This window comes from Microcoleus sp. K1-B1 (assembly GCF_036704705.1).
Lineage (GTDB): Bacteria > Cyanobacteriota > Cyanobacteriia > Cyanobacteriales > Microcoleaceae > Microcoleus.
Map to the genome: position 1 here is coordinate 1 of NZ_JAUBSH010000080.1, position 25,376 is coordinate 25,376.

General features: G+C 44.9%; 19 protein-coding genes. 7 read left to right on the forward strand and 12 right to left on the reverse strand.

Annotated elements, in window-relative coordinates; genetic code table 11:
- Positions 1–79: 79 nt before the first annotated feature.
- The 5 genes from QUA83_RS23145 to QUA83_RS23165 all read right to left on the reverse strand — a co-directional run bounded on the left by QUA83_RS23145 (position 80) and on the right by QUA83_RS23165 (position 3,905).
- Positions 80–1,246, reverse strand: a complete 1,167-nt coding sequence (locus QUA83_RS23145; protein WP_333296150.1) for a pentapeptide repeat-containing protein — start codon at positions 1,244–1,246, stop codon at positions 80–82.
- 242 nt (positions 1,247–1,488) lie between these two features.
- Positions 1,489–2,151 (reverse strand): V4R domain-containing protein, encoded by a 663-nt coding sequence (locus QUA83_RS23150; protein WP_333296151.1) that lies wholly within the window; start codon positions 2,149–2,151, stop codon positions 1,489–1,491.
- Between the two features lie 50 nt (positions 2,152–2,201).
- Entirely contained in the window at positions 2,202–2,672 is a 471-nt protein-coding gene (locus tag QUA83_RS23155) for a phycobilisome protein (RefSeq protein WP_333296153.1), read from the reverse strand.
- Positions 2,673–2,842: 170 nt separating this feature from the next.
- Positions 2,843–3,109, reverse strand: a complete 267-nt coding sequence (locus tag QUA83_RS23160) for a hypothetical protein (RefSeq protein ID WP_333042386.1) — start codon at positions 3,107–3,109, stop codon at positions 2,843–2,845.
- Between the two features lie 94 nt (positions 3,110–3,203).
- Positions 3,204–3,905, reverse strand: a complete 702-nt coding sequence (locus QUA83_RS23165) for a V4R domain-containing protein (RefSeq protein ID WP_333296154.1) — start codon at positions 3,903–3,905, stop codon at positions 3,204–3,206.
- Between the two features lie 282 nt (positions 3,906–4,187).
- Here QUA83_RS23165 and QUA83_RS23170 point away from each other — a divergent pair, with 282 nt between their 5' ends.
- From QUA83_RS23170 to QUA83_RS23180, 3 genes are all read left to right on the forward strand, one after another.
- Positions 4,188–6,023 (forward strand): caspase family protein, encoded by a 1,836-nt coding sequence (locus QUA83_RS23170; protein ID WP_333296155.1) that lies wholly within the window; start codon positions 4,188–4,190, stop codon positions 6,021–6,023.
- Positions 6,024–7,724: 1,701 nt separating this feature from the next.
- Positions 7,725–7,877: a hypothetical protein gene (locus tag QUA83_RS23175; protein ID WP_333119930.1), complete on the forward strand. Its 153-nt coding sequence runs from the start codon at positions 7,725–7,727 to the stop codon at positions 7,875–7,877.
- Between the two features lie 759 nt (positions 7,878–8,636).
- Entirely contained in the window at positions 8,637–8,888 is a 252-nt protein-coding gene (locus QUA83_RS23180; protein ID WP_242725377.1) for a TIGR02450 family Trp-rich protein, read from the forward strand.
- Positions 8,889–9,214: 326 nt separating this feature from the next.
- Here the strand turns inward: QUA83_RS23180 and QUA83_RS23190 are convergent, their stop codons facing one another.
- The gene (locus QUA83_RS23190; protein ID WP_333296158.1) at positions 9,215–10,327 is read right to left on the reverse strand and encodes a M24 family metallopeptidase; all 1,113 of its coding nucleotides are present in this window, start codon (positions 10,325–10,327) and stop codon (positions 9,215–9,217) included.
- A gap of 193 nt (positions 10,328–10,520) precedes the next feature.
- Positions 10,521–11,693, reverse strand: coding sequence for a galactose-1-phosphate uridylyltransferase (gene galT, locus QUA83_RS23195; RefSeq protein WP_333296160.1), 1,173 nt, complete (start codon positions 11,691–11,693; stop codon positions 10,521–10,523).
- Positions 11,694–12,064: 371 nt separating this feature from the next.
- On the opposite strand from galT, the gene QUA83_RS23200 reads away from it, so the two are divergent.
- Positions 12,065–12,706 carry a hypothetical protein gene (locus QUA83_RS23200; protein ID WP_333296161.1) on the forward strand — a complete coding sequence of 214 codons (642 nt, stop codon included), beginning with the start codon at positions 12,065–12,067 and terminating at the stop codon, positions 12,704–12,706.
- Between the two features lie 72 nt (positions 12,707–12,778).
- Entirely contained in the window at positions 12,779–15,583 is a 2,805-nt protein-coding gene (locus tag QUA83_RS23205) for a hypothetical protein (protein ID WP_333296165.1), read from the forward strand.
- 993 nt (positions 15,584–16,576) lie between these two features.
- Here QUA83_RS23205 and QUA83_RS23210 read toward each other — a convergent pair.
- The 3 genes from QUA83_RS23210 to QUA83_RS23220 all read right to left on the reverse strand — a co-directional run bounded on the left by QUA83_RS23210 (position 16,577) and on the right by QUA83_RS23220 (position 22,332).
- Positions 16,577–18,256, reverse strand: a complete 1,680-nt coding sequence (locus tag QUA83_RS23210; RefSeq protein WP_333296187.1) for an AarF/ABC1/UbiB kinase family protein — start codon at positions 18,254–18,256, stop codon at positions 16,577–16,579.
- Between the two features lie 440 nt (positions 18,257–18,696).
- The gene (locus QUA83_RS23215) at positions 18,697–20,805 is read right to left on the reverse strand and encodes an ATP-binding protein (RefSeq protein WP_333296167.1); all 2,109 of its coding nucleotides are present in this window, start codon (positions 20,803–20,805) and stop codon (positions 18,697–18,699) included.
- 651 nt (positions 20,806–21,456) lie between these two features.
- Positions 21,457–22,332: a hypothetical protein gene (locus tag QUA83_RS23220; RefSeq protein WP_333296169.1), complete on the reverse strand. Its 876-nt coding sequence runs from the start codon at positions 22,330–22,332 to the stop codon at positions 21,457–21,459.
- Between the two features lie 177 nt (positions 22,333–22,509).
- Between QUA83_RS23220 and QUA83_RS23225 the strand changes: the two genes are divergently transcribed.
- A complete protein-coding gene (locus QUA83_RS23225; protein ID WP_333099268.1) occupies positions 22,510–23,058 on the forward strand; it encodes a LeuD/DmdB family oxidoreductase small subunit in 549 nt (182 codons plus the stop codon).
- 101 nt (positions 23,059–23,159) lie between these two features.
- Here the strand turns inward: QUA83_RS23225 and QUA83_RS23230 are convergent, their stop codons facing one another.
- Together QUA83_RS23230 and QUA83_RS23235 are read right to left on the reverse strand one after the other, a co-directional pair.
- Entirely contained in the window at positions 23,160–23,582 is a 423-nt protein-coding gene (locus QUA83_RS23230; protein WP_333296171.1) for an NUDIX hydrolase, read from the reverse strand.
- 312 nt (positions 23,583–23,894) lie between these two features.
- On the reverse strand, positions 23,895–24,320 hold the full coding sequence (locus QUA83_RS23235) for a DNA-binding protein (RefSeq protein WP_333296173.1): 426 nt from the start codon (positions 24,318–24,320) through the stop codon (positions 23,895–23,897).
- 144 nt (positions 24,321–24,464) lie between these two features.
- On the opposite strand from QUA83_RS23235, the gene folD reads away from it, so the two are divergent.
- Positions 24,465–25,343: a bifunctional methylenetetrahydrofolate dehydrogenase/methenyltetrahydrofolate cyclohydrolase FolD gene (gene folD / locus QUA83_RS23240; protein ID WP_333296175.1), complete on the forward strand. Its 879-nt coding sequence runs from the start codon at positions 24,465–24,467 to the stop codon at positions 25,341–25,343.
- The last annotated feature ends 33 nt before the right edge of the window (positions 25,344–25,376 follow it).

The following is a 25,376-nucleotide window of genomic DNA, read 5'->3' on the forward strand; positions in this document are numbered from 1 at the left end:
GTAAGACTAGCAACGATTAGCAAAACCCGATGAAGCGTCAAGAATCACCGCGGCTTTAGCCCGGTGAGTATTTCAAGAGTTAACGCCGATAAACTGTGCCGTTAGGAAGAGTGGCTCCAATCAACTTCGCTCCCGTCAAATCCGCTTCAGTGAGAATCGCTCCCCGGAGGTTGGCTCCTGTCAAGTCAGCTTTCTGCAAGTTGGCTTTACTCAGGTTAGCTTTGCTCAAGTTAATTTCATGCAGGCAAGAATTAGAAAGGTCGGCATTGAGCAAGTAGGCTAGACTCAAGTTGGCTTTGCTGAGGTTGGCCCCGCTCAAGTTAGCTTCCATCAGATAAGCACCGCTCAAGTTGGCTTCGTTCAACAATGCCTCTGCCATATTAATTCCAGTTAAAAGTTTGCGGCTCAAGTCTACACCGCCCAGATCGGCCCCGCTGAGGTTAATACCGCTTAAGTGGCTGCCATTCAAAGTAATGTTTCTCAGGTAGGTTTTGCTGAGGTCTGCTTTGCACAAATTGGCTCTATCCAAGCAAGCTTCGCTAAGGTCTGATCCGCTTAAGCACGCGCCGTTTAAATAGGCTTGAGTGAGGTTAGCTCGCCTGAGATTAGCTTTCAACAGGTTGGCTTTGCTGAGGTTAGCACGGGTTAAGTTGGCTCCGGCTAGGTTGGCTTTGGATAATTCTGCTCCGGTGAGCTGTGCTTCGGTCAAGTCTGCCTCTTTCAGACTCGCTAGACTTAAGTAAGCATCTTTGAAGTTTGCTCCGTTGAGATTGGCTTTAATCAGATAGGCTTTACTGAGATTGGCCTGAGTGAGAACGGCTTTGGTGAGGTTAGCGGCGCTCATATCTGCACCTATGAGATTAGCATGGGGAAGAATTGCTCCGGTCAGGTTTGCCCAATTCAGGTGAGATCCGGCTAGGTTGGCGCCGGTGAGATTGGCTTCGATGAGATTGGCTCCACTCAGACTGGCTGCCATGAGGTTGGCGCCGGTGAGATTGGCTCCGCTGAGGTCAGCTTTGCTGAGATTGGCTCGGCTCAGATGGGCTTTGGTGAGGTCGGCCCCGCTGAGGTTAGCACCGATTAAGTAGGGTCGTTGCTGGTGTTGGTTGAGGTTTGCCAAAATTAGAGTTGGGGCATCGCTGGAACGGTATAAATCGATCGGACTCAACACAATGCCGCGCAGATTTGCCAGTCTAAAATCTCTTTCGCCGGCTGCATATCGAGTTAGAAGTTCATTGGCGTCCATTAAGTTCTAGCAAAATGTTTGAGGTTTTGATTGCTTTTAAATTTTATGAATTTCTAGAGTAAGTTATGAATTTTCTAGCTGCTAGTTATAATCAGGTTTTATTTAAATTGCTAAAACATGATTTTTTGACTGAGGAGCTTTTTTATAATTTAACTCACAGTTTTGATGATACGGTGGATAATATGGCTACCAAACAAGCGATTTGACAGCTATTAGCAACAAAGTAATAGCTGTCAAATAAGTCAGTTTTTTTGGAAAAGTTGACTGAGAATAGCTTCATGGTCTTTTCCTTCTTCGACCATAGAATCTACTGGTTGGAGGCGATCGCGCAGCCCTAAAATAAAGCGGTTGCAGTCCGAACCCAATGATTCGCAGGATGTTTGCAGGCAGTGAAGTTCTCGACCTGTGAGCTGACTAAAGAACGAACTTAAAATACCTGCTTCTAAAAAACAGGCTGGTCGCTTAGACTTGGGGGCTGTTTTAGCAAAAAGAGAGTTAGCAATTTTTACTATTAAAAATCCATGTTCGGAATAGCTGGGATCAAATTCAAATGTTCCCCATCCATGAGTTTTCCAACACTGCTGTAAGGACTGAATAAATTCTACCATTTCCATTTCAGAAACTGGCTGACCGTAGTATTCGCTGACTTCTTCGCAAAAACGCACGTAGAAGTTTTTACCCCACCAGCGACCGCAGTTGAAAAGCACGAGGCGGGAGGCTTGACCTGTTTCTTGTTCTAAGCCGATATAAATGGCTTGAATCAGTGTTTCTGGGAGTGCTAAGAGCCGATCACCCCGGCGGTTTTCGAGGAGGCCAAGTTCGAGGTCGCCTCGGACGTAGGCATCGCTGGCAAAGTAGTTTCCAGGGAGTCGGGGCTGTTTGAGTAAGTCGGCAATATTAATCATCGGGAATTGGGAATTGGGAATCGGGAATTGGAAATTGGAAATAAAGCTGATTATTTATTACCTTGGTCAATAATAATTGACTGTGCTTGGTCGAAAAATGGTTGCAATATAGCCCGGGCTTGCTCGGAAAGCAATTCTTTTAAACGAGTTTGCAGCAGATTGCAAACAGTTGCTTCTATTTTGTGAGTTTGGTGGGCTTCGACTATGCCGGAAAGCCAGTCTACAAGGCGCTGTTCGAGAAAATTTTGATCGTTCAGCAGCATAGCCATAGCGCAGTACCGCAAGACTAACACCCAGTGTTTGAGCGATCGTTCTAAGGTTTCTTGTTTTTCGTCGGGGAAAGTTTCTTGTAGCTTGTTGGCTACTGGTTGGAAGATGCTTGCTTCCTTCTCTCGCAAAAATTCGTAGATTTTTAAGCGCTGGACAAGGGTTACAGCTTGACGCTTAAAAGCTATGAGTTCTTCGCCTTTTAAAAAGCGGTTTTCGGCCTGATCCAGCAGCGCCTCAATCTCAGGGTGCATGATTTTAATTAAGTGGTAATCGGTAATTGATAAAAGGAAGGAAGTTCGGCAACGAGCAATGTACGGGATTTAACGGATTTAACTAATGGATTTTGAAGGATGAGTAAAGAGGGGTGAGGGAAGAGGGATGAGGGATTGCCCTATTTTTCATTTTCTATTCCCTGCACCGATTAAAACAGGTCGAATAGGTCATCAATTGTGACTTCTGCTTGTTCAGAAATAGAAATTACTGGCAAGGGTGGCGGTAGGGGTAGGGCACCTACTTCCGGAATTCCTTCCCAAGAAATAGCTTGAAAAAAGTCTGCTACTGGCTGGGTTAAACTCAGAAGTTGACCGGGGGTCGAGCCATTGGGGGTTTCTAAAGATTTTCCCAGCCAATTATAGTGACCAAAGAATTCTTGGACAGATTGGTCCAACCATGAAGTTTGACTTTTCATCTTTCTTCCTGCCTGGAGAAATCCACCATCGCACTTTCGATCGCGAAATTGGTGGGAGGAAAGGCAGGGCAGGGGATGTGCCTTTCCAGGTTGTTTACCGCAATATTTCACCGTGTTGCAGTCGATTTTGAATATCGCGGGCGTTGGCACCTTCGTTGAGCCAGAATGCTGCTGCATCAATTTTATCTGGGTTGCCAAGCAGGAACTTGCAATAAGTTTCTCCCATTGAGTAACATTGGAGTTCTATGCAGCTCAGAGGCTTTTTGACTAAAGAGCCGAAGAAACCGGCGAACAAACCGGCGTATAGGTGGCAAACCGGTTTGCCTACGTCTCCCAATGTGCGAGCAACTGCTGAGTCAAAAAGGTTGATGAAGATGCAGCCGTGTTTGCGATCGCTCATGTCTACTTCCCAGCGACCCCAACCTTGAGCCGTGAAAGGCCACCACCAAGTTTCTAGCAGAAACATGAGATTTGACTGGCGAATGTTCTGGCTGAATTCGGCACTAAACCATTTTTGAAAAAATTCGGAATCTTGAAGTCCCCACTGGCAACCAATAGTATACATGATGACAGATGACGCAGGGCCGACTTCTTCTTCGAGCCCCTCCACCAAACCGATAATGAAGTCTTCGCTGGTAAAAATGTTGCGCGATTGATTCCAGTCGTCAATTGTACCCATCTGGCGATCGAAGGCAAAAAAATCTTGAAACCTATAGTGGCTGTGAGTTTTAGGATGCTTTTGCTTCAGTGGCGATTCGCTGTGGGGGGAGATTTCTTTTTTGGCGGTAGAGACCATTGGCGGGTTATTCCTTTTTGGTTTAGTTTGGTGAAAATTAGACTCAAATAGACGGGCCTGTGTATCCAATTTAACTTTATTTTTCTAAAGGCAGGCACAGGGTAGAATTTTTTACGGAAATATAAAAATTAAAAATTCTAGGATGCTAAATTTGGGGGCTTGTTGGGAGTTCTGCCTGCAGACAACTGCTCTTTGAGGGCTGGCTAAAGTGGGTATAACCTTAAACGGGTATGTGTTATCGTTTTGTGCAAGCTGTCCACTATATATATAGGGCATATGGGGATGAAAAATCACGCTTGTATTGCAATAGGCATCAATCAATATCAGTTACTCCAGCCTTTGAGTTATGCCCAAGAGGATGCAGAGGCTCTGTACGGTTTTTTGACTGAGGAGGCGGGTTTTGCGCCGGATGGATGTCTGCTGATGACCGATAGCTCGCCGTCGCTGTGGGGTCAATCTACATATCCAAATCGGGAAAATATTCTGAGATTGACCCAAAGTTTATGCGCGGAACATGTGCAACAGGGAGATTTACTCTGGTGTTTTTTTAGCGGCTACGGTGTCAGTTATGAAGGTAAGGATTATTTGATGCCGATTGACGGTAATCCGGCTGACATTCAGGGTACGGGGATTCCGGTAGAGTTGCTGTTGAATACTCTGAAAAAGGCTCCTACGGAAACGGTGTTGGTGCTGGTTGATATGAACCGCAGCCAGATTGTGAAAGCGGGGGAAACGATCGGCTCTCAAACGGTCGAGCTGGCGCGGCAAATGGAAATACCGACGGTGCTTTCTTGCCGCCCGAATCAAGTTTCGCGGGAAACTTCGGCTTTGCGTCAGGGGTTTTTTACGACGGCGCTTTTGGAGGGGCTGCGATCGGGACAGTGCATGACGATTAAGGGTTTAGACCGTTTTTTGAGCGATCGACTGCCGGAGCTGTGTGACCACCATTTGCGTCCGAAACAAGAGCCTTTGATGGTGGTGAATCCTCCGGGAAAGGCTAATTTGGTGATTTTGCCCGACGCTTCAGGGGTACCAACTGCTGCGTTGGCGGGACGCAACGGCAATATGACGGTTGCTACGGCTGATGGTTTCGATCGCCCGCAAATGACGACGGCTACGGCTCGAATGGATCTGCCTCCGGCAGTTCGCAACGCTCAGGATTCGTCGGTTGAGATGCCGCCTGTGTCGCAGCCGAATGCTGTGGCCCCTGCTGATGGGGGGGACGATCGACCGAACTTGCAAAAGCCGGAGGATGAGCCTAACGGGGGGTCGGATAAGTCATTTTTGCAGCAGCTAGTTTTATGGAGTTCAGCTACGGCTTTGGTGCTGCTGTTGGGTGTTTTTGTGACGAACAAATCAATTTTTATTGGTCAGCAGGAAGGAGATCCTCGATCGCCTGCTGAAAATGCCCAAAACTCTGGATCTCAAAAATTGACTGGTACTGGGGGGTCACAGAACCAACCGCGGGCGGTGCAAGCAGGGACTGGAACCAAGCAGCCACCATCGAGCCAGCAGGTGTGGGCTGAGGCGAAAACTTTCCTCAAGGATGGTTCGGCTTCTAGTTTTAATAGAGCGGTGGTTAAGGCTCGAACTATTCCGGCTAGCGATCCGCTCTACCCGCAGGCTCAGCAGGATATTGAGCGCTGGAGTTTAACGATTTTGGATATAGCTAACGGGCGGGCTGCGAGGGGCGATTTCCAGGGGGCGATCGGCGCGGCTAAATTGATGCCGGATGTCAATAAGCCTGTTTACAATCAGTCGAAAGAGGCGATCGCTCAGTGGGAGGAGCTATCCAAAGACCAGGATGTAAATATTGCTTTGCTATCGGCTGCTAAGGGTCAAATTAAGCGGGGGGTTGCCTCTTCTTACAGTAAAGGCATCCAGCAAGCTAATAAAATTGAACCCGGTCAGCCGAAGTATGCAGAAGCTCAACAGTTAATTGGAGAGTGGAGCGAAAGTATTCTCAAAATTGCTCAGTTGCGCGGCTCTCAAGGAAAGCTGAAAGAGGCAGTTGAAGCTGCTTCGCTTGTGCCGTCGGGTACTAAGAGTTATCAGCCGGCTCAGAAGGAGATCGCCAATTGGAAAACAAAGCTCCAACGCCAGCAGAAAAAAGGTTGATTTAGTTGATAATTTCTCGGTTTCCCACCGGGAAATTATCTTAGCGAGTGACCAACATGGGTCGTTCGCTTGATCGATACCTCTTGATACTGCAAAAAGAGATCTACACATCGATAATTTAAAACAAATAATTTTATTCACCATTTCCCCTCCCCAGCTTCTGCGCGAGGGGATTTTATATGCTGCCTGGTAGGTTAGTTTTTGTAGGGTAAAAGATATCGTATGAGCTGTTAATGGGGGTTGCATAATAGCGTGATAATTTAAGTTTTTTTGCGAGCAACCCATGAGCCCGAAGGCTTGTATTTTCAGAGCAGGCGAGACGCCTAACCCTACTCCCCACAATGCCTCAAATTGTGCAACCCCGGTTAATTAATATTTTAAATTCACGTCTAAAGTTCCCTAAATCGGCACCTGCACCATCAATCGATTTTAGATTTTAGATTTTAGATTTTAGATTTACCCCACGGATAAATCCGGGGGCTTGAGGATTTTAGATTTTAGATTTTGGATTGATTCCACGGATAAATCACGTGGCGGGCACCATCAAGAAATTCGTGATCACAAATGAGTTGTTATTAAAAATAAGCATTGGTATTAAAATATTTCAAAAAATCATGAATAAGTCCTAAATAAGTTAATCTTAGATGATCTAAGACAGTTTATTTGTGGATTTTTTTTGGTATGTTTATCAGTTTAATTTATACTTTGCTTTAACTTAAATGGTCAGCAAGTTTGGCTATATCGGATTGCTATCTCAGGCAAATGGCTAAGGCAAAATCGCCTTAAACAATTGGGTATGTAGAGTGAAGTTTTTTTATCCCTCTTCGTGGGCTATTAGGAGCGATCGACGGATGGAAGACTGTTTAAACTTGTACTATTTTTAAATTATGAACAGTGACGGATCTGTTATGAAGTATACAAAATGAGCCGTTACTGGCAATTCTCGCGGAGGAGCGATCGCCCCCAATGAATTCAGGAAACAGATTCACCGCCACACAGCACAAAATATCTGGATTCGCAAGCTGCGAGTCTTCGTTGGCCCGGAGATCACAAAGCTGCCTTAATTAACACAAATAAGGGATTTGCAAGAAAATCCAAAAAATATTTCCTTGAGAAACAAGAATAAAAACTTGCTCGCTTATTGTAGCCCCGGTAACAACACGTATGCCTGAAGTTATAGTCCACAGCCAAGTCTACGGGACGATCTAAATCAATAGGGTGATGTGGCGGTGTCCGGGTGTTAAGAGGGGCGATCGCAGAGGAATGTTCCCGGAGCGATCGCTTCCCAATCCGAGAGTCTAAAACCTAGGAAGGCAAGGAGTTAGAGACTATGCTGAACTTTTTGAGTTCAGGAAAGTAGCGTTAGCACTAAACTCTGCCGTATTGTGGAAATCGAGCCAAATTTGTAACAGTTCTTAACTATAAATAATTCTGCCAAAACTGCTAGCATAGTGACACTTTTGCTAGCAAAAACAGATAAAGTAAATAAAGTTGGCTAGCTCTAGACGCCCCGATCCCCAGGATGGGGATGTTGAATCAATTTGATTCATACCAAGTGGTTTTAGAGTTACAATCGGAAGCAAAGCATCGCTATTTAACTGAGTTCTTTACTTACTTTTACTTTCAGCTATGAACGTGGATTTTATCAAAGCCCAAGTCAGGTTGCTACAGGGTGCAAGTTCATCGGAGCGAGAAACCCTTATGAAAAACATCGGTGTCTGTGCTGGCGTGATCCGACCGGGAGAGTACGTGACTCCGCAACGGAAGCACGCCATCACTCTCTGGCTGCAAACAAATGCGGTTCGCCTCCGGCTTCCCCAACTTCCTCTGGACTTATCAGGTCAAAAGCCTTAACCCGGAAGTAATCAAGAGGTAGCGACAGAATCAAAGAAATTAGTCAATCTTACCTAAAAGTGCGTTTTTATTGAGCTGTACAGGATCAATGAAACACGATTAAGATTGAAAAAATGTTTGTAGGGAAAGTTGGGCTCGAAAACACGCCTGTGGACAAGAAGCGGCCGACCGCCTTGGTAGAAACAGGAAGTGAACGTCAAACCTGCTCTCAAAGTAGATTTGAGTAAGTTTCACAGAAGGGATTATTGTGCACAACTATAACCTGGGTTATTTGCTTTTAGATTTGAGATTCACGATTTAGCTCGTACTGGATAAATTTGCTATTTGTGGATCGCCTGAAAAATTATCCTATTCAATAGGTATAACTAATTACAGGGGCAGTCATTGAACTGCCCTTACTTTTGACTCCCGATGCGAAACTGCTGCAAGTTACAATAAACGCATCTACTTGCAGATAGAGTTTAGGTGAACTTTCATGTAAGCAGCAGCGGCTCTATATTATTTGGTATGTTCGAGACAAGGGGAGAGGGGGAGAGGATTGGACGAGCTTTAATAGGGAATTAATATCATCAAACAGAAGGAGTTATAGCAATCCTTGCAGGAGTCGTAGCAAGATGTAGGGATAGTGCCTTTCTTTGCCTACCCTGGCCTCATGGAGGCAACCACGGGGGGTTTGCCCCTACAAGAATGACACAAAGGATTTAGGATGGCTATATTACAATTCACTTGCTTTCTAATATATTTTTCCACAACAATACTGTGAGCAAAAAACAAAAATTTCCTTATTTAGTGGGTTCCCGATGGACTTCACACCAAAAAACTTGGGGGTGGCGACACTTTCAAGTGGTCAACCGAAAAAACGAAGGTAAATGGGTATTTGCAGAAATGGTGGCGGCTTGCGATCCAAATGTGCGTTTTTGGCTGAACGCCGCACAGCTCAAAGACCGATCGCTCTGGCAAGCTGGATGGCAGTCTACGCAAGAATTAGAGGAACTAGAAACTGCAGACTAAAAGACAGGGTTCTGGGGTAGAGTGAGGGGAACTTCCGCCACCTGCTGCTATCGTTCCGATCCAAACCAATAGGGAGTGAGACTTTCCCGGTTTTGAAAAATATTTTACCAAGACATTGGTGGGAAAAATCATAAGTATGTAACAAAACATTAAGTACGGCGATCGCAACTCAATTTAATGCGTTTTGTAGGGTAGTTTCCTTTTTTCCTCTAGGGCGTGTCCTAAATTAAGCTAAATGACAGAACCGGCCAGATAAATTGCACCTAAAAAGTTTGCAGCGCGTTTGTCGTAGCGCGTTGCGATCGATCGGTACTGCTTGAGATTGATTAAGGTCGATCGTCCCATATTTCCAGCGGCACAGGGCGCAACCTTCCGGCGACTTCTACACTCGGCCAATTCGGATCAAAAGTCAAATTTTCCAACGTTCCATCGCGGTGAATTAAAAACGTATCCTCAATTTTTGCTCCCGACAAACTCGGATTCCAAGCCACAGCCATATTTTCTGCCAAAATATCTGAAGTAGCCGGATTCGCCACAATTTCCCGCGCCAAGTATCCGGTAGTTCCGCCTTGATGGTGTTCCGCAATTGCTTGAGGATATCCGTGCTCTTCGTAAGCAGTTTTAAGCTTATCATAAACTGCATTTAGCGTTACTCCCGGTCGGCAAAAATTTAGCGCCGCTGCTTCAATTTCTCTGACTTTTCGGTGCAACTCTGAATGCTTTTCCCCAAGAAAATCGAAACAGACAAATCTAGTTAAATTTGCATACAAACCCCATCCCCTCGCGCAAAATACTAACATTGCTTGTCGTCCAATTTGTTCGGCGGTTGCTGTGGCGTGGCGGTACAGTGGCAAACGCCTTTCTCCAGCAACTAATGTCAGGGCTGGATGCAAACCTCTCGCCCACAATGCCTCTGCACCGGCTCCCGCTAGCTGATATTCTGTCCATGTGGGTTTGGCAGCAGAAAGTACCTCTGTCATCGCTTCGCTGGCTAGACGCCCGACTCGTCGGTATCGCTCTAATTCGCTTGACATCATTGTCTGTTTGCGAGACTGTAAAGATGCGATTATTGGCATTTCTTGGGAATTTGGCCGATCGCTCATAACGTTACCGCCACCAGTAATTTCTTTGACAAAAGCTTCGCGCTGTGCAACGTCTGCCCAAGGATAGATGTGCATTTGAAAGTTAGCTGGCAATTCCTCGTCCTGCAAGCGTTGAGCTTCGATTTCATCGGTGAGAACCCAAGCGTTTTCGGCGGTAATTAATATTTCTGCAACTCCGGTTTCTGCGGTTAGCAATACTGTATGGGAACCGCCGGCTGTGACCCAGGCAAACCAGTCTGTACCGCGCAAACGAAGGGCGATCGCTTTTGTTTCGGTTAAGGCTTTGCGGATGAATTCGAGTTTGCTTTCAACTTCTGGGTTTAATGAGTTTATCATATAGGAAATAAGGAAGAAGGAAGAAGGAAGAAGGAAGAAGGAAGAAGGAAGAAGGAAGAAGGAAGAAGGAAGAAGAAAGAAGTCAACTCCCCCTGCCCCAGAAGGGGGGAAGGAAGAAGGAAGAAGGCAGAAAATCACTGATTTTAGTTAACATTTGCTAAATCTAAAATCTACAATCTCTAAAATCTAAAATCTAAAATCTAAAATCGATAGATACTGCTTGCAATTCTTTAGCTTTTTCTTCGGGTAAAGCGTCGTTGGCAAACATTCCGGCGGCGAGTTCGGTTCCTGCGAGGTATTTTAATCGATCGCTCGATCGATAGGGCGGATAAAATTGGGCGTGCAAATGCGCTTCTGGATGGGGTTTCCCGTCTGTGGGCCCTTGAAACCAAGCCATCAAATAAGGGAATGGGCGATGCCACAAACCGTCGTATTTAAGGGTGACTGTTTTTAAGGCTTTAGCGAGTGATTGGCGCTGTTTTTCCGTCAAATCGACAAATGTAGCAGCGGGGGCGATCGGGGCAATCCACACTTCGTAAGGGTAGCGGGCACAAGCAGGGACAAAGGCGATCGCCTCTTCGTCTAAATAAATAATTCGCTGTTTGTCGGAAATCTCTTTTTGAATCAAATCTTGCAGCAAACCGCTACTGTTTTTTTGATAGTAAACCGATTGACATTCTAACATCCGTGCCGGCACCGGTGGCACGAACGGATAAGCGTAAATTTGACCGTGGGGATGGTGCAAAGTTACTCCGACTTCGACGCCGCGATTTTCAAAGGGCAAGACGTATTGAATTTCGGGATTGCTGCCAATAACTGAAGTGCGATCGGCCCATACTTCTAACAACAATTCTAAGTGACTTAACTCCAAAGCGCCGAGGGAAGCCAGCGGATCTTGAGTGAAAACAACGACTTCGCAAATGCCTTTAGCTGGCAAAGTTTCTACAATATTTGCTGGCGCGTTTTTTGCTTGCAAAGTCAGCGATGGAAAGCGGTTGTCAAACACTGCTACATCGTAATCTCCCGGCGGCAATTCTGTCGGAAACTTAGGGTTAATTGTAGCTGCCAGCGGGTTGTATTCTGGCGGCGGCATGAAAGTTCTTCCCTGACGGTGGCTGGCGTATGCTACCCATTCCCCCCGCAAAGGATGCCAGCGAAAGTGGGGGTTTGCCTCTACGGGTTCATTGCTGGGACTTACGGCCGCGATACCTTCTGGGATTGGGTAGCGACTGTACAGTGTGAGTGGGCGGCCGTCTGGTTTTAGCAATGTTTGGGCGTACATTTTTTGTAGGGGCGGGCGATCGCGTTTAATATATTTTAGGAGTATAACTTCGTGCTTTGAGACTCCGCCCCTACCTAAAGTCATACGATTTTAGATTTTAGATTTTAGATTTTAGATGAAAAATTACTCATGCCGTAATGGTTTGGATCTTTCCTAAAAAAGCAGCTTTCGGATAACCCAAGGTTTGAATACAGTAGTCATAGACCTGGCTTGGGGGGGGTAACAACCCTCATGAAACCCTTAGAGGTTATAATCTAGAAGGGTATGAGAAAGACTTGAAAGATTTGTTCGGGAGGGTGACTGGATAAAAACCAACGCCTGCTCTGGTTGCTCAGTTCATTAAATTGGATAGGTAGGCTGCGCTCTACGGAGCTTGATGGGCTTCGGCACCTATTGCCATCGTCCTCCAGTACAAACTTGATAGCCACTACAATCTAATACCTTAGTAGGGAACTATGTCTATAAGTAGCTACATAACGACACACCTCGCTTCCGTGGCCCACCCTTACAACTCATCATTGGGTATTCCACTTGCAGACTTACCCGCAGTTTGTAGTGTCTTTGAGCGATTTCTTGCACTACCAAATAACCAAGGACTTGCTAACGATATAGGTGTAGCTATTGAATATTACGAGAACCTCCGTTTTGGAGATATTGTGGGACGTAATGCAACCCTCCGCAATCTCACCCTTACTATAGAACCTTCTTTGAAAGCGATTGGTCGCCTTCGGTATGCAGGAGATGCAACTCAGCTAAATAAACTAGAAGGGCAGAATCTGAGGTCTCTTTTAGAACATGGCTTAGTGCTTCCTAAAATGCACTGGGAGGAAAACTATACTAATAAGAAACATTGTTCAGTTTATTGGTCACAACAAAACTGTCTTGCAGCAGTAGCTTACAGAGTATCTTTGCTTCGGAATGAAGTTGCTCACCAGGGTGCAAGTTACTCTTTAGAGCAAATCCCAGCACTGTTCAATACAACTCTCGCCCTTCTAATCTTAGCAATAGATCATCAGCCCAATCGTGCCGTACTTGAACTGGCTACATCGCCTTACCGATCGTATCTAGAGTCGGTAGCCCAGTTAGAAGCAGATTAGGACCGATATGTATGTTTGCAAGCTGACTTAAGGTGGCAACCTAGCTCTATAGATGCTCAACCCATTTCACTAATGCAAGCAGAGTCTTTCTCTACAGTTCCTTTACCTAAAGGACCAGAGGAAGTGTCTGTACTTATAAAACAAGTAGACAAAATGGTGTTAACAGGTGAGGGCGGGGCTGGTAAATCGCGTACTTTTAGGCACGTTACAGCACTACTAGCTAGAGAAATTCTTTCTTTGCAAGCTCCCCCACAACAAATACCTATTTACTTACCTGCCGATCTAATTGGTTATGCAAACAAGTTATCAACAAACCTATCCACATTTTTACCAGGTGTTCAGTCTGATGAAATTCAAAAAGGCTTATTGGATGGACAATACTGGATATTTATTGATGGATTGAATGAAGTCGCTCGCAAATATTCCGAGGAATTCCTCCAGGATTTAAAAGCATTTTTAATAAACTTTCCTAAGTGTCGAGTTGTCGTTTCTACACGACAGGAAGTTTATTATAATCAGCTTCCCCTGCCTGTATATGAATTAAAATCTCTAACTCCTTATGGCGTTTCTCAAATTTTACGCTTAAACGCTAAAACAGAGGAACAAGGCAGTAAGTTATTCTCGAACCTTAAAAACGACAAAAGACTTCTGGCTTTATTTAAAACGCCTCTAATGAGTAGGCTTCTCTGTGAACTTCCTCCAGAGATCCGTATCCCTCGAAGTATGGGAGAAATGATGAGCGTACTGTTCAATCAGATATTTGAGCGTGAAGAACGCAAAGGAGACCAGGTATCTAGGCTCATAAAAAGTATGGCACTGGTTGACTTAGCTAAAACAATTCGTGATGAGTCAGGAACTCTACTATCTGAAGAAAAAATACTACATATATTTGCAAATATAACTCAAAGATTTGATCGGGAGGTATCACCTATATCTTTGCTAAAAAAACTAATCGAAAGCGGTATTTTAGAGAGACGCGGGGATGGCTTTGTTGCGTTTTTCCATGAAACAGCACTCGATTATTTTACAGCGTTAGGATTGAAAGACGCTTGCGAAAGAAATTTTGACCAAAATGTAGAAGCTCAAGTCCTGTCTGCCACTCCTAGTAGTATTGAAATATTGTCTGGTTTACTCAGTTCTGCGGACACGCTTACTCGATTTATTTCACAGCGGGATTTGAAGTGGGCAGCTCGATGCTACTCAGCCCGTTCTCAACGTTCTAAACAACTATTTCAAGAATTATTTAATGCAGCTAATTCCCGATTAATGGCGAATTCTATTGCTGAAATAGGTATAGCGGTACAGGTAATGGCAGCGCTTGATGAGATAGAAGCAACTCAGGCGGTGTTTAGGGTACTTCCCAAACTTCCAGAAGAGGCGCGAACAGTGGCTAGCAATGCTTTAGTGCAATATGCTCCTAATGGCATTACTGAGGAGGTTCGGCAAGCTTTAGAATCAGGAGAATTTGCACAACAGTTAGTAGCTATCAAGTTTACCAGCGCACACCAGATTGTGGAATTTACGCCACTTGTAATTAAGTTAGCAGAGTCACAACAATCGAACCTAGCGCATCATATAGCGAAGGCTTTGGGGTACTTGGAGTCAGCAGAGGCACTAAATTATCTGGAGCAACAATGTAATACGCCTAGAGAATCTAGATCTATTCCTTTGGATGTTGCTATTAATGTTCTTAGCTCTGAACGGGCGGTATCTGTACTAAAAATAGCACTAAAAGACCCTGATGTAGAAGTACGTAGAGCCGCTATTAGCAGAATTGAAACTATTAATCTTGGTGAAATTGATACTGAAGTTTCTGGAGTGGTTGTTAGCGACCTAGATTTCTTAGTAAGGTTAATAGGAGTGCAAATACTACTACGCCGCACCGAAAATTCTCATCGTGAACAGAGCCTTAAAGATTTATTTTCTACAGATCCTCTCCCCGAAGAATCACTGCCAGCAGCTAGGATTATGAAGGTAGTTTCATTACTACATCAAAATGAATTAGAAGATGTAGCTTTACGAGCACTTTGTACCTCGCATCCAGCCATCCAATCTTTAATAATTAATAGAATATTATCTAGAAATTTGAACTTAGCTTTCAAGATTTTTCCTTTAGTTGAATTTGACGACCCTGCAATTGCTCCTGGAGTCAAAATGGCTTTAATAAAAGCTCTTATTTTTCTTGGCTATCATAAGGTGGAGATGCTTCAGAGAGCTATGTCCTCATCCTCACCTCATGGCGTTCGATTGGCTGTAGTCCAAATGTTAGCTAATCTACCTTCTGATATTGCCACTGTAGTCTTAGAAAAAGCACTGGCTGACCCTTCAGAACAGGTTAAAGTCACAGCATTAAAGTCCCTTGCTTCTTACCCTGATTTATGTTCTGAGCAACTTGTGGAACAACTTCTTTTTTATTCAAATAGGGCAATAGAGCGACAAGCATGGAATTTAGTCAATACATATTCTATTTTTGAAAATAAAAAACTGTTTGATTGGACGAAGAAAAACTGGCCTACGTATTTACGAACAAGAGCCATAGAAGAGTTAAACAAGCGTCGCTTTAGCTGGCCCTTACATAAAGCCTGCGCCCTTGCGAGAGACATCGATTATGGGATACGTCTCAAAGGAGAGGGAATTTTAGAAGCTATTTTTCATAGTAGGCAAGAAAACATTGGAAAAATAAATAACTGGGTGGTTAAGGGAGGCTATGGGTTTCTGGTTCGACTTGGCACAAAAGAACAACTATTTTTTCATGCCAGCAATTTAATTGACAAACAGTACACTCCTCTTCGTGATGACTTCGTTACGTTTCAAGTTGGGGAACCGAAAGCTGGTGAGACAAAACCACCTGCTGTACAAGTACGTTTCTTAGGTTGATTTAAAGCAGAACAGGGAGAAACTGTAAATTTTAACCAGATAGTATTTGCAACATCCTATAGCGAGCCTAAATGATTTGTACAAAAAATGTAGGGGTCAGCACGGGGGCTGACCCTCAACATCGGGGGCAATCACGGAGGGATTGCCCCTACAAGAATTACACAATTCATTAACCCTCTTTTGTCACTCTGGAAAAATAAAAATTTGAGCAAAATTTTCAACTGTAGATAGAGTAAGGATTTAAGCATTTATTTTCTAACAGAATGGCTGAAATCAAAGTTTTTGGTAAAAGTCTTATGCTATAACCATCCCAGATTATTTTCTGCCGAAAGTGACCAAAGAGGGTTAATACGCACTATAGACGTGGCAGATTGCCAATAAACCTGGTTTCTAGCAATCCTAAATGATTTTCTATGTATAAGCGTACTGATGAATTTTGGGGAAATCAAATTTATGTTCCTTGGTGAAAAACTCAAACAAAAATTTGATAATCTTAAAAGACCTATATAAATACCAATACTTTCTTAAAAACTTTTTAGCTTGTAACCAAATATCTTCAACGGGATTCGGTTAAAACCCTTAATTATACTGACTATGCAGAGCTACCTAATTTTTCACCTCTGATTCACCTAGGCTAACTTTAACGGATATTGCCACTTTAATTATCCGCGCTCCGCACCTTCGCAATTGTATCCCTATGATTGCAGGTACTGCCACATTAGTGCAGCGAATTACAGCGTTATATAACAAGGTAATATTGCTGACTCAATAGCAGCAGAATTGGATCATCTCTGCTTAGCGCAGGTTTATCCTGCACTGATTATCACGAAAATTGAGCAGAGATAGAAGCAGAGTTAGTGGCTGAAGAATCGGAATATGAGCGTTGGGCAGCATTAAATAACCTACAAATGCAGGAGACATGAGTCAGCATTAGTCTTTTTAATGAGGGCTAATGTCCTGACTACGATCGCGCTTCCCAATTACCCAGTATATTTATCGATCGACCATTCGATCGAGCTTTTCCTTAACCAACAAGTCTAACAACGATCGCAACAGAAACAAGCCACCGAATCCCGAAACCGCAAAAGCTGCGATCGCCCCCGTTTGATATCCGCCCACTAACAGCACTGCACCCGACAAAAACACAAAACCAGTCAAACAAGCGAAAATTAGAGTTTTCAGGGCTAAGTTAATGCGTTTCAAGGCTCTTTCGCTCTCTAGATTTCGCACTCTAATTTGCAGTTCGCCCTCTTCAATTCGCTGCTCCAAACGGTTGAGAAAAACTTGCGATTTACTCGGCTGCCGTAACTTATATGTAATAAAACTTCGCGCTTGCCTTGCCAATTCTCCGATCGCATTTCCCCGCCCCTTGCTCACCGCAATACTCTTGACAAAAGGCTGAGCGGATGCTAAGAAATTGTAGTTAGGGTCGAGAGTTCTAGCAATGCCGTCGAGAGTCGTGACTGACTTGACAATAAACATCATTTCTGCGGGTAAGCGAAACGGTTGCTGCTCAAACATGATGTAAAGTTCGTTCTTAATTTCATTAAAAGCTTGAAAGTCGATCGGCTTATCAATAAACTTATCCAACAGAAAAGCAATCAACCTGCGTACCGGCATCATATCCGGCATCGGCTCAACCAAGCCGATCGAAATTAAAGTATTGAGTACCTCGTCAGCATCCTTTCTCATCACAGCAAAAAAAGTCTTGACCATTTGGTCTTTAGCCAGAGACTTCACCTCAGCCATCATCCCAAAATCGTAAAAAATCAAGCTACCATCTTCTGTCACCGCCAAATTTCCAGGATGCGGGTCAGCTTGAAAAAAACCGTCAATTAACAACTGTTTCAAATAACAGCAAATTCCGAGTTGATTGAGCTTCACAATATCGACTCCTATCGCCTCTAAACTAATGCGGTCGTCCACCTTAATGCCTGGTGCGTATTCTAAAGTCAGCACTTTTTTAGTTGTGTATTGCCAGTAGACTTTCGGGACAATAACTTGAGGATATTCTCGAAAATTATGGCTAAAGCGATCGGAATTTTTACCTTCTTGCACGTAGTCAATTTCTTGATATAAAATCTTAAAAAACTCGTGATAAATAGATTCTAGGTCATATTTGCGCGTCCCAGGCAAATAGCGATCGCAAAAACGCATCACTTGGCGCACCGCCTTCACATCCAAATCAAATAAACTTTCCAAACCCGGACGCTGCACCTTTACAATCACATCTTCCCCAGTGTGCAGCCTTGCTTTGTGCACCTGTCCCAGACTCGCAGCAGCAATCGGCGACGGGTCAAAATCGCGGTACAAAGCATAAATATCCTTGCCTAACTCTGATTCTACAAGAGCGATCGCCTCTTCGGAACTAAACTGAGGAACCCGATCTTGCAACTGTTCGAGTTCCTTCACATACTCAAGTGGCAGCAAATCCGCGCGAGTCGAGAGAGACTGGCCGATCTTAATAAAAGTCGGGCCTAAATTCAGCAAAGTATTGACCAACCAATGAGCGCGAATTCTTCTAGTATGAGGCGAATTATTTTGCAGCAGTGCGTCCCACCACAAAAAAAACATAAACTTTCCCGCCGCTGCAAAAATGTCTATTTGCCGTGCCAGTGGCGAATATTTAGAACGTTGCCAACGCAGGGTTTTAGGTGCAGCTTTTGTGAGCATAATATTGGCGATCGAATTCCATGCACCGTGACAATTTTTAGGGACAATCCAGGACGCAGAAACCCGCTTGTACGAAAAGACGGGTTGCATGCCTTTGAAACAGTTAAAAACTCAGTTTCTTTGGTCTATACTGCGTAATATCATCTCCGACTATACAATTATAATTAAGTTCCTAGTAAGTAATGCAAGTCCTGATTAATTCATAAATAGAGGACAGTCGCAATCACTAAAAACACGCGCTAATTACGGGTCAATAACCAGACATAATATAAGTTCTGGGGAAAATCAGCAAGCGAGAACCGGCAATTTAGACGGCAACCAGACAAACAATTCAAAACAGAGGAATTGGTAGTGTTTACGACATTTCCCAATCTCCCTTTTCTGGCAAGTCTTCTAGTTTCTGCTGTTCGCTGCCAATTCCCAGCAGATTCTCAACCGAACTATTCTTCTACATTACAGAGTTCCGCTGCAAATTGCGGCAGAGTTAAAGTAAAAGATGTGCGCCACAAATTGTCCGCTTCTGAACTTTCTGCCGGACAGCTAGATACATCAATAGTACCATTCAAGTGCTGCACTAAACACTTTACCAGAGCCAGACCCAAACCCGTACCGGCGATAGCTTGGTCAGTAATGCCAGTGCCACGGCGGAACTTGTCAAATATGTGGGGCAAATCAGCCGCAGAAATGCCGCGACCGAAATTAGAAATGCTCAGGACAATATAGCCGGCTGCCTCAGACGCCTCTAAAACTACCGCCGTTCCAGAAGCAGAGTATTTTCCAGCATTCGTCAGCAGTTCCAGCAGTACCCGATTGAGAATGTCCGAGTCAGTTTCCCAGCAAGGGGTCAACTTGGGCAAATCCACCTTAAGAGTCAATTGCTTATCCGCCCACTGTTTTTCAAAATCCCTAACTAAATCTTGAAATAAACGGTTGAGATCGATTTTGATTAGAGAAATCGGGAATTGCTGAGGCTCAAACTGCTTGAGGGCCAGCAAATCGCTAACCAGAGCAGTTTCCTTAGAACACTGCTGTTCTAGAATTTCGAGATACTTAGTCCGACTCGCTGACGGCAGTTCAGCTTGTTTAAGCATCAGAATCGCCAGTTTCATGATTGTTAAAGGGGTACGCAACTCGTGACTCAGAGTGCTGAGAAACTCGTCTTTAACCAGCTTCAATTTCCGCATTTGCTCTAGCTGATTGGCAGATTGTTCGTACAGTTTCCCCTGCACGTCGAGACTTTGCTGCAACTGAGAGGTTCTGTCTAAAACTACGGTTTGCAATTCCTTAAGCGTTTGAGTTTGGATAATCATCTTGCTCACTTGAGCGCTGACTGATTCGAGAACTTCTAATTCTTCCGGGTTCCAAGTGCGCGGCTTCGAGTGCTGCAAAACCAAGAAACCTAAAACTGTTTCCTGGCCGCTACCGCCCGTGAGGGGAACCAGCAGCAAGCCGCGAATGCCTTGGAGTTTCAAAATTTCTGTGGCTGCTTCTTGTTCTTTGCCGATTAATTCGCCTGCGTCAGCGAGGGCTAGGGGTTTGGGTGCGCTGTGGAATGCTTGGTGGCACAAATTAGATTCTGACAGCCAAAAAGCGGGAGAGTTATTTGGTTTTGAGTTGGGGATTTGGGATTGGGAATTAGCATTTTTATCCTTGTTTTTTGTTTTAGATGTTGAGCTTTTTTTTCCTACCCCGCTTTGTGCTATTGCTTGTTTATTTGTCTCTTTTTTTACAACAGATTCGCAAAGTAATTCGACTTTCGCTTTGGGAGTTTGATTGGGAGAGCGATTTGTAAATAGAGGATCTGTATATTTCAATAGCAGGATTTGGCCTCTATCTACTTCCAGGGTATCGACGGTATTTTCAATAACTTGCTGCAATATTCGATCGACTTCTGAATTGGTGTCGATCGAGGCAGCAACTGACCTGAGTAGATTTTTGTATTTAGCTTGTCGCTGTAACTGTTCGTTTAAGCTGGCAATTTCTTGAGTTTTTTGAATGTGAGAAATCGCGCTGCCGATCGCGTCTGATGCTGCTTCCAGGCGCTGCCGATCGGCTACCGACCACTCGTAAGGTTGCGACTTACCAACAATCATCATGCCATTTACAGCCCCTCCAAATCGCGCAGGCCCTGCCAAAATTGCCCGAAAAGGCAGCGCAGTCACAGGGGAATTGGGCGATGAAGTTGCCGGAATATCAAGATAGTCGGATATCGCCACTATCTCGCCTTCTGCTAGGACGTTTGCCCAAGCTGGGTGTTCGAGTGATATGCTAGGCGGTTTTAATCCTGTAGTTTGGCGGTGTTGCGGTGTTTCAGTGGAACCCGCAACACTGGCAAGATAGGGGAACGGGAAATCGCTGCTATTTTGCCAGTAAGCATTCGGATGCACTACTTTTTGGTCAACCACAGCAGTAACCAAACAGAAATCTGCCCCCCATGCAACCCCCAAAGTATTGGCTATTTGCAGCAGCAGGAGTTCTCGATCAAAGCTGGTGGCGAGAATTTGGCAAATTTGTCGCCCGATAAGGGCAGGATCGACCTGGAACTGCATAAGACGATCCAGAAATTTTGGGACTGATATTGGTTCTGCGATTTGCGGTAAATGCAAAGTGCAAGACTCTGACGGTGATCTGTCGATCAAAGTAAAGTCTTGATTTCCCTGGCGATCGATCATGGCAACCAAGCCTTTATTCTAAGATGTTTGAGCCGGCTCTCGCTGCAAATATAGAACCTCTCGATAACTGTCGGCTTGACCGTTATGAGCCTGCTTTCTGTGTTTGTGCAGCCGGTCGGCGGGTCACTCGATATGTAAAAATATACCCAGATCTGACCGAGTTCTATTTTCCTGTTTTCTACCCTTGGATCTGTACGGGATGAACTTTACCATCCTTTAGCGGATGATTATCAATCCCATTCCCCTAATTTTGACGGTTATTAGTAGTATGAAGCTTTTCTAGAGACTGCTTAGTGACACCCCTCTTCTCGCTGTGTGATGTTTCCTATTTAAGTTTGTGATCCTAACAAATTTTTATTGTGATACAAATCCGCCGATCGAGTAACGCCGATCGCAAAAATTCAAAATCCCAAAATAATCACTCATAACATAGCTGAGAGTTTCCGAGTTTTAACTCAAAAACTCATTTTTCACGACACCTAGAGCAGCGTGGCGAACTCTCTGGTTAAATTTACCTAACTTACCTGCTTACTTATTTTGTGCTTCCTGTTGGGCTTTATCGCTATTTTGGCGGTAAAGTGCCGTTCGGTTCTGAGCCGTTGTGTAGCGGGGATGCTTGGAAGGCACGGCGGCCATCAAATCGGACGCTTGCTGCCACTTAGCAGCTACGACTAACCAATCCTCGCGAGATTGAGCGGTTTTGCCCTCGGTGGCTGCTTGTTCGGCTACTCGCACTGCTTGGGCAAAAGAGTCAACAGCAGAATTAACAGTCTCCTTAGAAATTTTCAAAGCAGGTTTTGCCTCCGAGGGAGGGGCACTGGCAACTGCTTGGGTGCTGGCTTGTCTGCTGTTTGGCACTTGGGAATTAAGTCCTTTGTGGATGGCGGCCGCTGCTGCAAGTAACAGCACGGTCAAGCTGATGCCGCCGACGATACCGCGCTGAAATTGCCGCGGTTGCTGCATCGATCGAGGTATAGCCATTCTCGGCAAAGCCCGCTTGCCTGCCACAGCTTGTCGTTCGTGATGGGCGGTGGCTAAACGCTTGAACAAATTCGGCTTTCGGAGTTTAATTTCTTGAGACCACAAAAGTTGATTATCCGGATCGCGGCTAATTTCTTCCAGCCACAGCAGTTGGTGTTCTCGGACAAGCCGGCTGTTGATGTTGACTCGGCGAATATTGTGGGGCGAAATGCGTTCCAAAATTTCTCGGACTCGATCGACCAAACTCGACTCTTCGAGCAGTTGGGGCGTTGCAGCTTCGCACAGCAGTTGCAGCACCCCTTCTGCAAACACGGCTCGGGCTCTGACCCCTACCTGTGCCAGTTCGTCATTAAGGATTTGAATAATCGATGCAACCGAGCCCTCACGAGCTTGTCGAGCAATGTCATCTATTGGATTTGCCATAAAACTATCTTGACGCTTAGCAATTGTTAATTGTTAACCCAAAGTCTCGGATCTAATTTTTACTCATACAGGTTATCACTGACACTGCCAGGTTAAAATGAACAGATGCAAATCTTGCATACCGATCCACTTAAAATTATCACCACAGCATCGAGCGAGGCTAACAGGAAATAAACTATGGGTAAAGTAATTAGCGGTCAAATTTTTGTTGTAGACGACAACATCGATACAGATCAAATTATCCCTGCCGAATACCTGACCCTGGTTCCCTCGAAGCCGGATGAGTACGAGAAACTAGGCAGTTACGCTATGATTGGCTTGCCCGATCGCTACGGTAAGTTTATCGAATCCGGTGAACAGAAAACCCGGTATCCGATTATCATAGCGGGCGAAAATTTTGGCTGCGGTTCTTCGCGGGAGCACGCTCCGATCGCTCTGGGAGCCGCTGGCGTCACAGCGGTGGTGGCTTTGTCTTACGCACGCATTTTCTTTCGCAATTGCTCGGCTACTGGCGAATTGTACCCGATCGAATCAGTCGAGCGACTCTGCGACTTGTTTGTAACGGGCCAAGAAGTGACGATCGACTTTACAGAAGAGGTAATTGTCAACCACACTCTCGATCGAACTTTCTCGCTCAAACCTTTAGGAGAAGTAGGGCCAGTGATTGATGCCGGAGGGTTGTTTGACTACGCGCGCCAAACGGGAATGATTGCGGCTCGCTCTTAACTGTTAAACCCCCTGCAATGTAGGGTGCACCCCTTGGTGGGCGCACCTTACGAATATCTCCCTGCTCAAAGCTATGCAATGTAGGGTGCGTGCCAATTTTCTCAAATCGAGTCAATAAAATTTAACAAAATACGTTGGTGAGCAATCCCAAAAGGTCGCACATCTCCTGACTGCTCAGAAAAGCATTTTCCCGCCCGAATCTGCTCCGGTGTCAATAACTTCATATCCCAACCCTCAAGCAAAACTAAATCTTTGACATCCGTACTAAGTTGCCCGTGAAAAACGTGGCGAACCACATCTTTTTCGACATCGCAACAGAAAAAAGAAACACTTGGAGGAGCATAGCCAATTTCCTCTGATAATTCCCGCACTACAGCAACTTCCGGCGTTTCCCCGGGTTCCAAGTGTCCGCCAAACAAAGCCCATTGTCCGGGATACCTGATATGAGGAATATCGTCTCGCAACTGACAGAGAAACTTGCCGTCTTGGTACAAAATCGCGATCGCAACGTGAATTTTAGTCATAAGAAATTTCTGCAACGAGCCATGTAGGGGATTAACGGATTTAACGGATTTAACGCAGGAATATTGAGGAGAGAAGGAAAAGGGAAGAAGTTATCTAGGAGAAAGAGGAGAAGTTGGTGTCCTAGGGGCAGGTTAACCGTAATCTGTAATATAAACAAAAGAGCTGAGAAACCCGCCCCGACGAGGATATTCTAGTCGATCGACTTTCAGCATAAATAAACATACCCACAGCGCTTCGGATCAACTAAAAACCTTTGAGTTTTATGAAATCGACGTACTTAATTATTGAAAAAAATTAGCATCTTCCTATTTTTATTGAGTGACCGCTGGAGTGCGCTTTAATTGTTCCATTTCCTCAACATAAACTTCACCTAAATCTTTTCCGGCTAATTCCTTGAGAGTAATACTCTTGTAGCGGACTTCTCCCTTCAGCAGCACTTCATCGCCAAGCTGGGGCAACTCTTGCTTGGTTAAAATCCAAATACTGCCAGTACCATCCTCAAGTTGATAAGCCGCATTCCCTACAAACGGAGCGCGATTTTCTACCTTTCCCCGGAGATAAACTTCAGCATCCACTTGCCGCTTTTGTTGAACGTCGCCAATGCTAGCAACATTAAAGCCAAGATTAAGTTGAGACATGGGTAAATTGCCGCAACTGAAGAAACCGCTAGCGAGGATTAGCGACAAAGAGCCGGTGCAGAATCTTTGAATCCAAACTTGCTTAATTGCAGTAGTCATTGGTCAACTGATTTGAGATGTGAGATACGACTTACTTTAACAGAATCCCCAGAATCGATCGCAAGTAAGAAATTTCTCTAGTGTAGTCCTTGGCGGGGATTAAGCTAAAATCTAAAATCGTCAGCCCCTAACCCAGAGTCTACAATGGATGCCAAAACTGCTCAAATACTAGATGGCAAAGCTTTAGCCCAAAAGATTCAAACCGAGCTGAGCGATCGAGTCCGCGCCCTACAACCCCAAAAGGGGCGTCCTCCGGGACTTGCGGTGCTGATGGTGGGCGACAACCCAGCTAGCGCAGCCTATGTTCGCAACAAAGAGCGAGCCTGCGCTAAAGTTGGCATAGCTTCCTTCGGCCAGCATTACCCCGCAAACGCTACTCAAGCCGAACTAGAACTTGCAATTCGTGCACTCAACGAGGACGATCGAGTAGACGGCATTTTAGTTCAATTACCGCTACCAGAGCACTTAGATGCAATTGCGCTGCTGTATCAAATTGCCCCCGATAAAGATGCTGACGGACTTCACCCTGTAAATTTAGGCCGTCTCGTGCGCGGGGAGCAAGGCTTGCGGAGTTGTACTCCCGCCGGAGTGATGCGGTTATTGCAAGAATACCAGATTGATTTGAAAGGAAAAAACGCCGTTGTTTTGGGCCGAAGTATTTTGGTAGGAAAACCGATGGCGCTGATGCTATTAGAAGCTGACTGCACTGTTACTGTAGCTCATTCGCGATCGCAAAACTTAGAATCGATTACCAATCAAGCCGATATTTTAATAGCCGCAGTCGGCCGCACAGAAATGATTACAGCTAATATGGTCAAACCTGGATCAGTAGTAATTGATGTCGGTATCAACCGCGTTGTCAATCCAGACGGTACGAGTCGTTTGGCTGGAGATATTGATTTTAATGCTGTTAAAACAGTAGCCGAATTTATCACGCCGGTGCCGGGAGGAATCGGGCCGATGACTGTTGCAATGCTTTTGGAAAATACCGTTTCAAGTTATATTGAATACGGTTCTAATTGAATTGGGGCCAACTTGTGAGCCAGTATTGGCTCA

What these genes read in the sequence shown, in the direction of transcription:
- QUA83_RS23145 (WP_333296150.1), bottom strand. Translation starts at nt 1,246, where the DNA reads ATGGACGCCAATGAACTTCTAACTCGATATGCAGCCGGCGAAAGAGAT.
- QUA83_RS23150 (WP_333296151.1), bottom strand. Translation starts at nt 2,151, where the DNA reads ATGATTAATATTGCCGACTTACTCAAACAGCCCCGACTCCCTGGAAAC.
- QUA83_RS23155 (WP_333296153.1), bottom strand. Translation starts at nt 2,672, where the DNA reads ATGCACCCTGAGATTGAGGCGCTGCTGGATCAGGCCGAAAACCGCTTT.
- QUA83_RS23160 (WP_333042386.1), bottom strand. Translation starts at nt 3,109, where the DNA reads ATGAAAAGTCAAACTTCATGGTTGGACCAATCTGTCCAAGAATTCTTT.
- QUA83_RS23165 (WP_333296154.1), bottom strand. Translation starts at nt 3,905, where the DNA reads ATGGTCTCTACCGCCAAAAAAGAAATCTCCCCCCACAGCGAATCGCCA.
- QUA83_RS23170 (WP_333296155.1), top strand. Translation starts at nt 4,188, where the DNA reads ATGAAAAATCACGCTTGTATTGCAATAGGCATCAATCAATATCAGTTA.
- QUA83_RS23175 (WP_333119930.1), top strand. Translation starts at nt 7,725, where the DNA reads ATGAAAAACATCGGTGTCTGTGCTGGCGTGATCCGACCGGGAGAGTAC.
- QUA83_RS23190 (WP_333296158.1), bottom strand. Translation starts at nt 10,327, where the DNA reads ATGATAAACTCATTAAACCCAGAAGTTGAAAGCAAACTCGAATTCATC.
- galT (WP_333296160.1), bottom strand. Translation starts at nt 11,693, where the DNA reads ATGACTTTAGGTAGGGGCGGAGTCTCAAAGCACGAAGTTATACTCCTA.
- QUA83_RS23200 (WP_333296161.1), top strand. Translation starts at nt 12,065, where the DNA reads ATGTCTATAAGTAGCTACATAACGACACACCTCGCTTCCGTGGCCCAC.
- QUA83_RS23205 (WP_333296165.1), top strand. Translation starts at nt 12,779, where the DNA reads ATGCAAGCAGAGTCTTTCTCTACAGTTCCTTTACCTAAAGGACCAGAG.
- QUA83_RS23210 (WP_333296187.1), bottom strand. Translation starts at nt 18,256, where the DNA reads ATGCTCACAAAAGCTGCACCTAAAACCCTGCGTTGGCAACGTTCTAAA.
- QUA83_RS23215 (WP_333296167.1), bottom strand. Translation starts at nt 20,805, where the DNA reads ATGCAGTTCCAGGTCGATCCTGCCCTTATCGGGCGACAAATTTGCCAA.
- QUA83_RS23220 (WP_333296169.1), bottom strand. Translation starts at nt 22,332, where the DNA reads ATGGCAAATCCAATAGATGACATTGCTCGACAAGCTCGTGAGGGCTCG.
- QUA83_RS23225 (WP_333099268.1), top strand. Translation starts at nt 22,510, where the DNA reads ATGGGTAAAGTAATTAGCGGTCAAATTTTTGTTGTAGACGACAACATC.
- QUA83_RS23230 (WP_333296171.1), bottom strand. Translation starts at nt 23,582, where the DNA reads ATGACTAAAATTCACGTTGCGATCGCGATTTTGTACCAAGACGGCAAG.
- QUA83_RS23235 (WP_333296173.1), bottom strand. Translation starts at nt 24,320, where the DNA reads ATGACTACTGCAATTAAGCAAGTTTGGATTCAAAGATTCTGCACCGGC.
- folD (WP_333296175.1), top strand. Translation starts at nt 24,465, where the DNA reads ATGGATGCCAAAACTGCTCAAATACTAGATGGCAAAGCTTTAGCCCAA.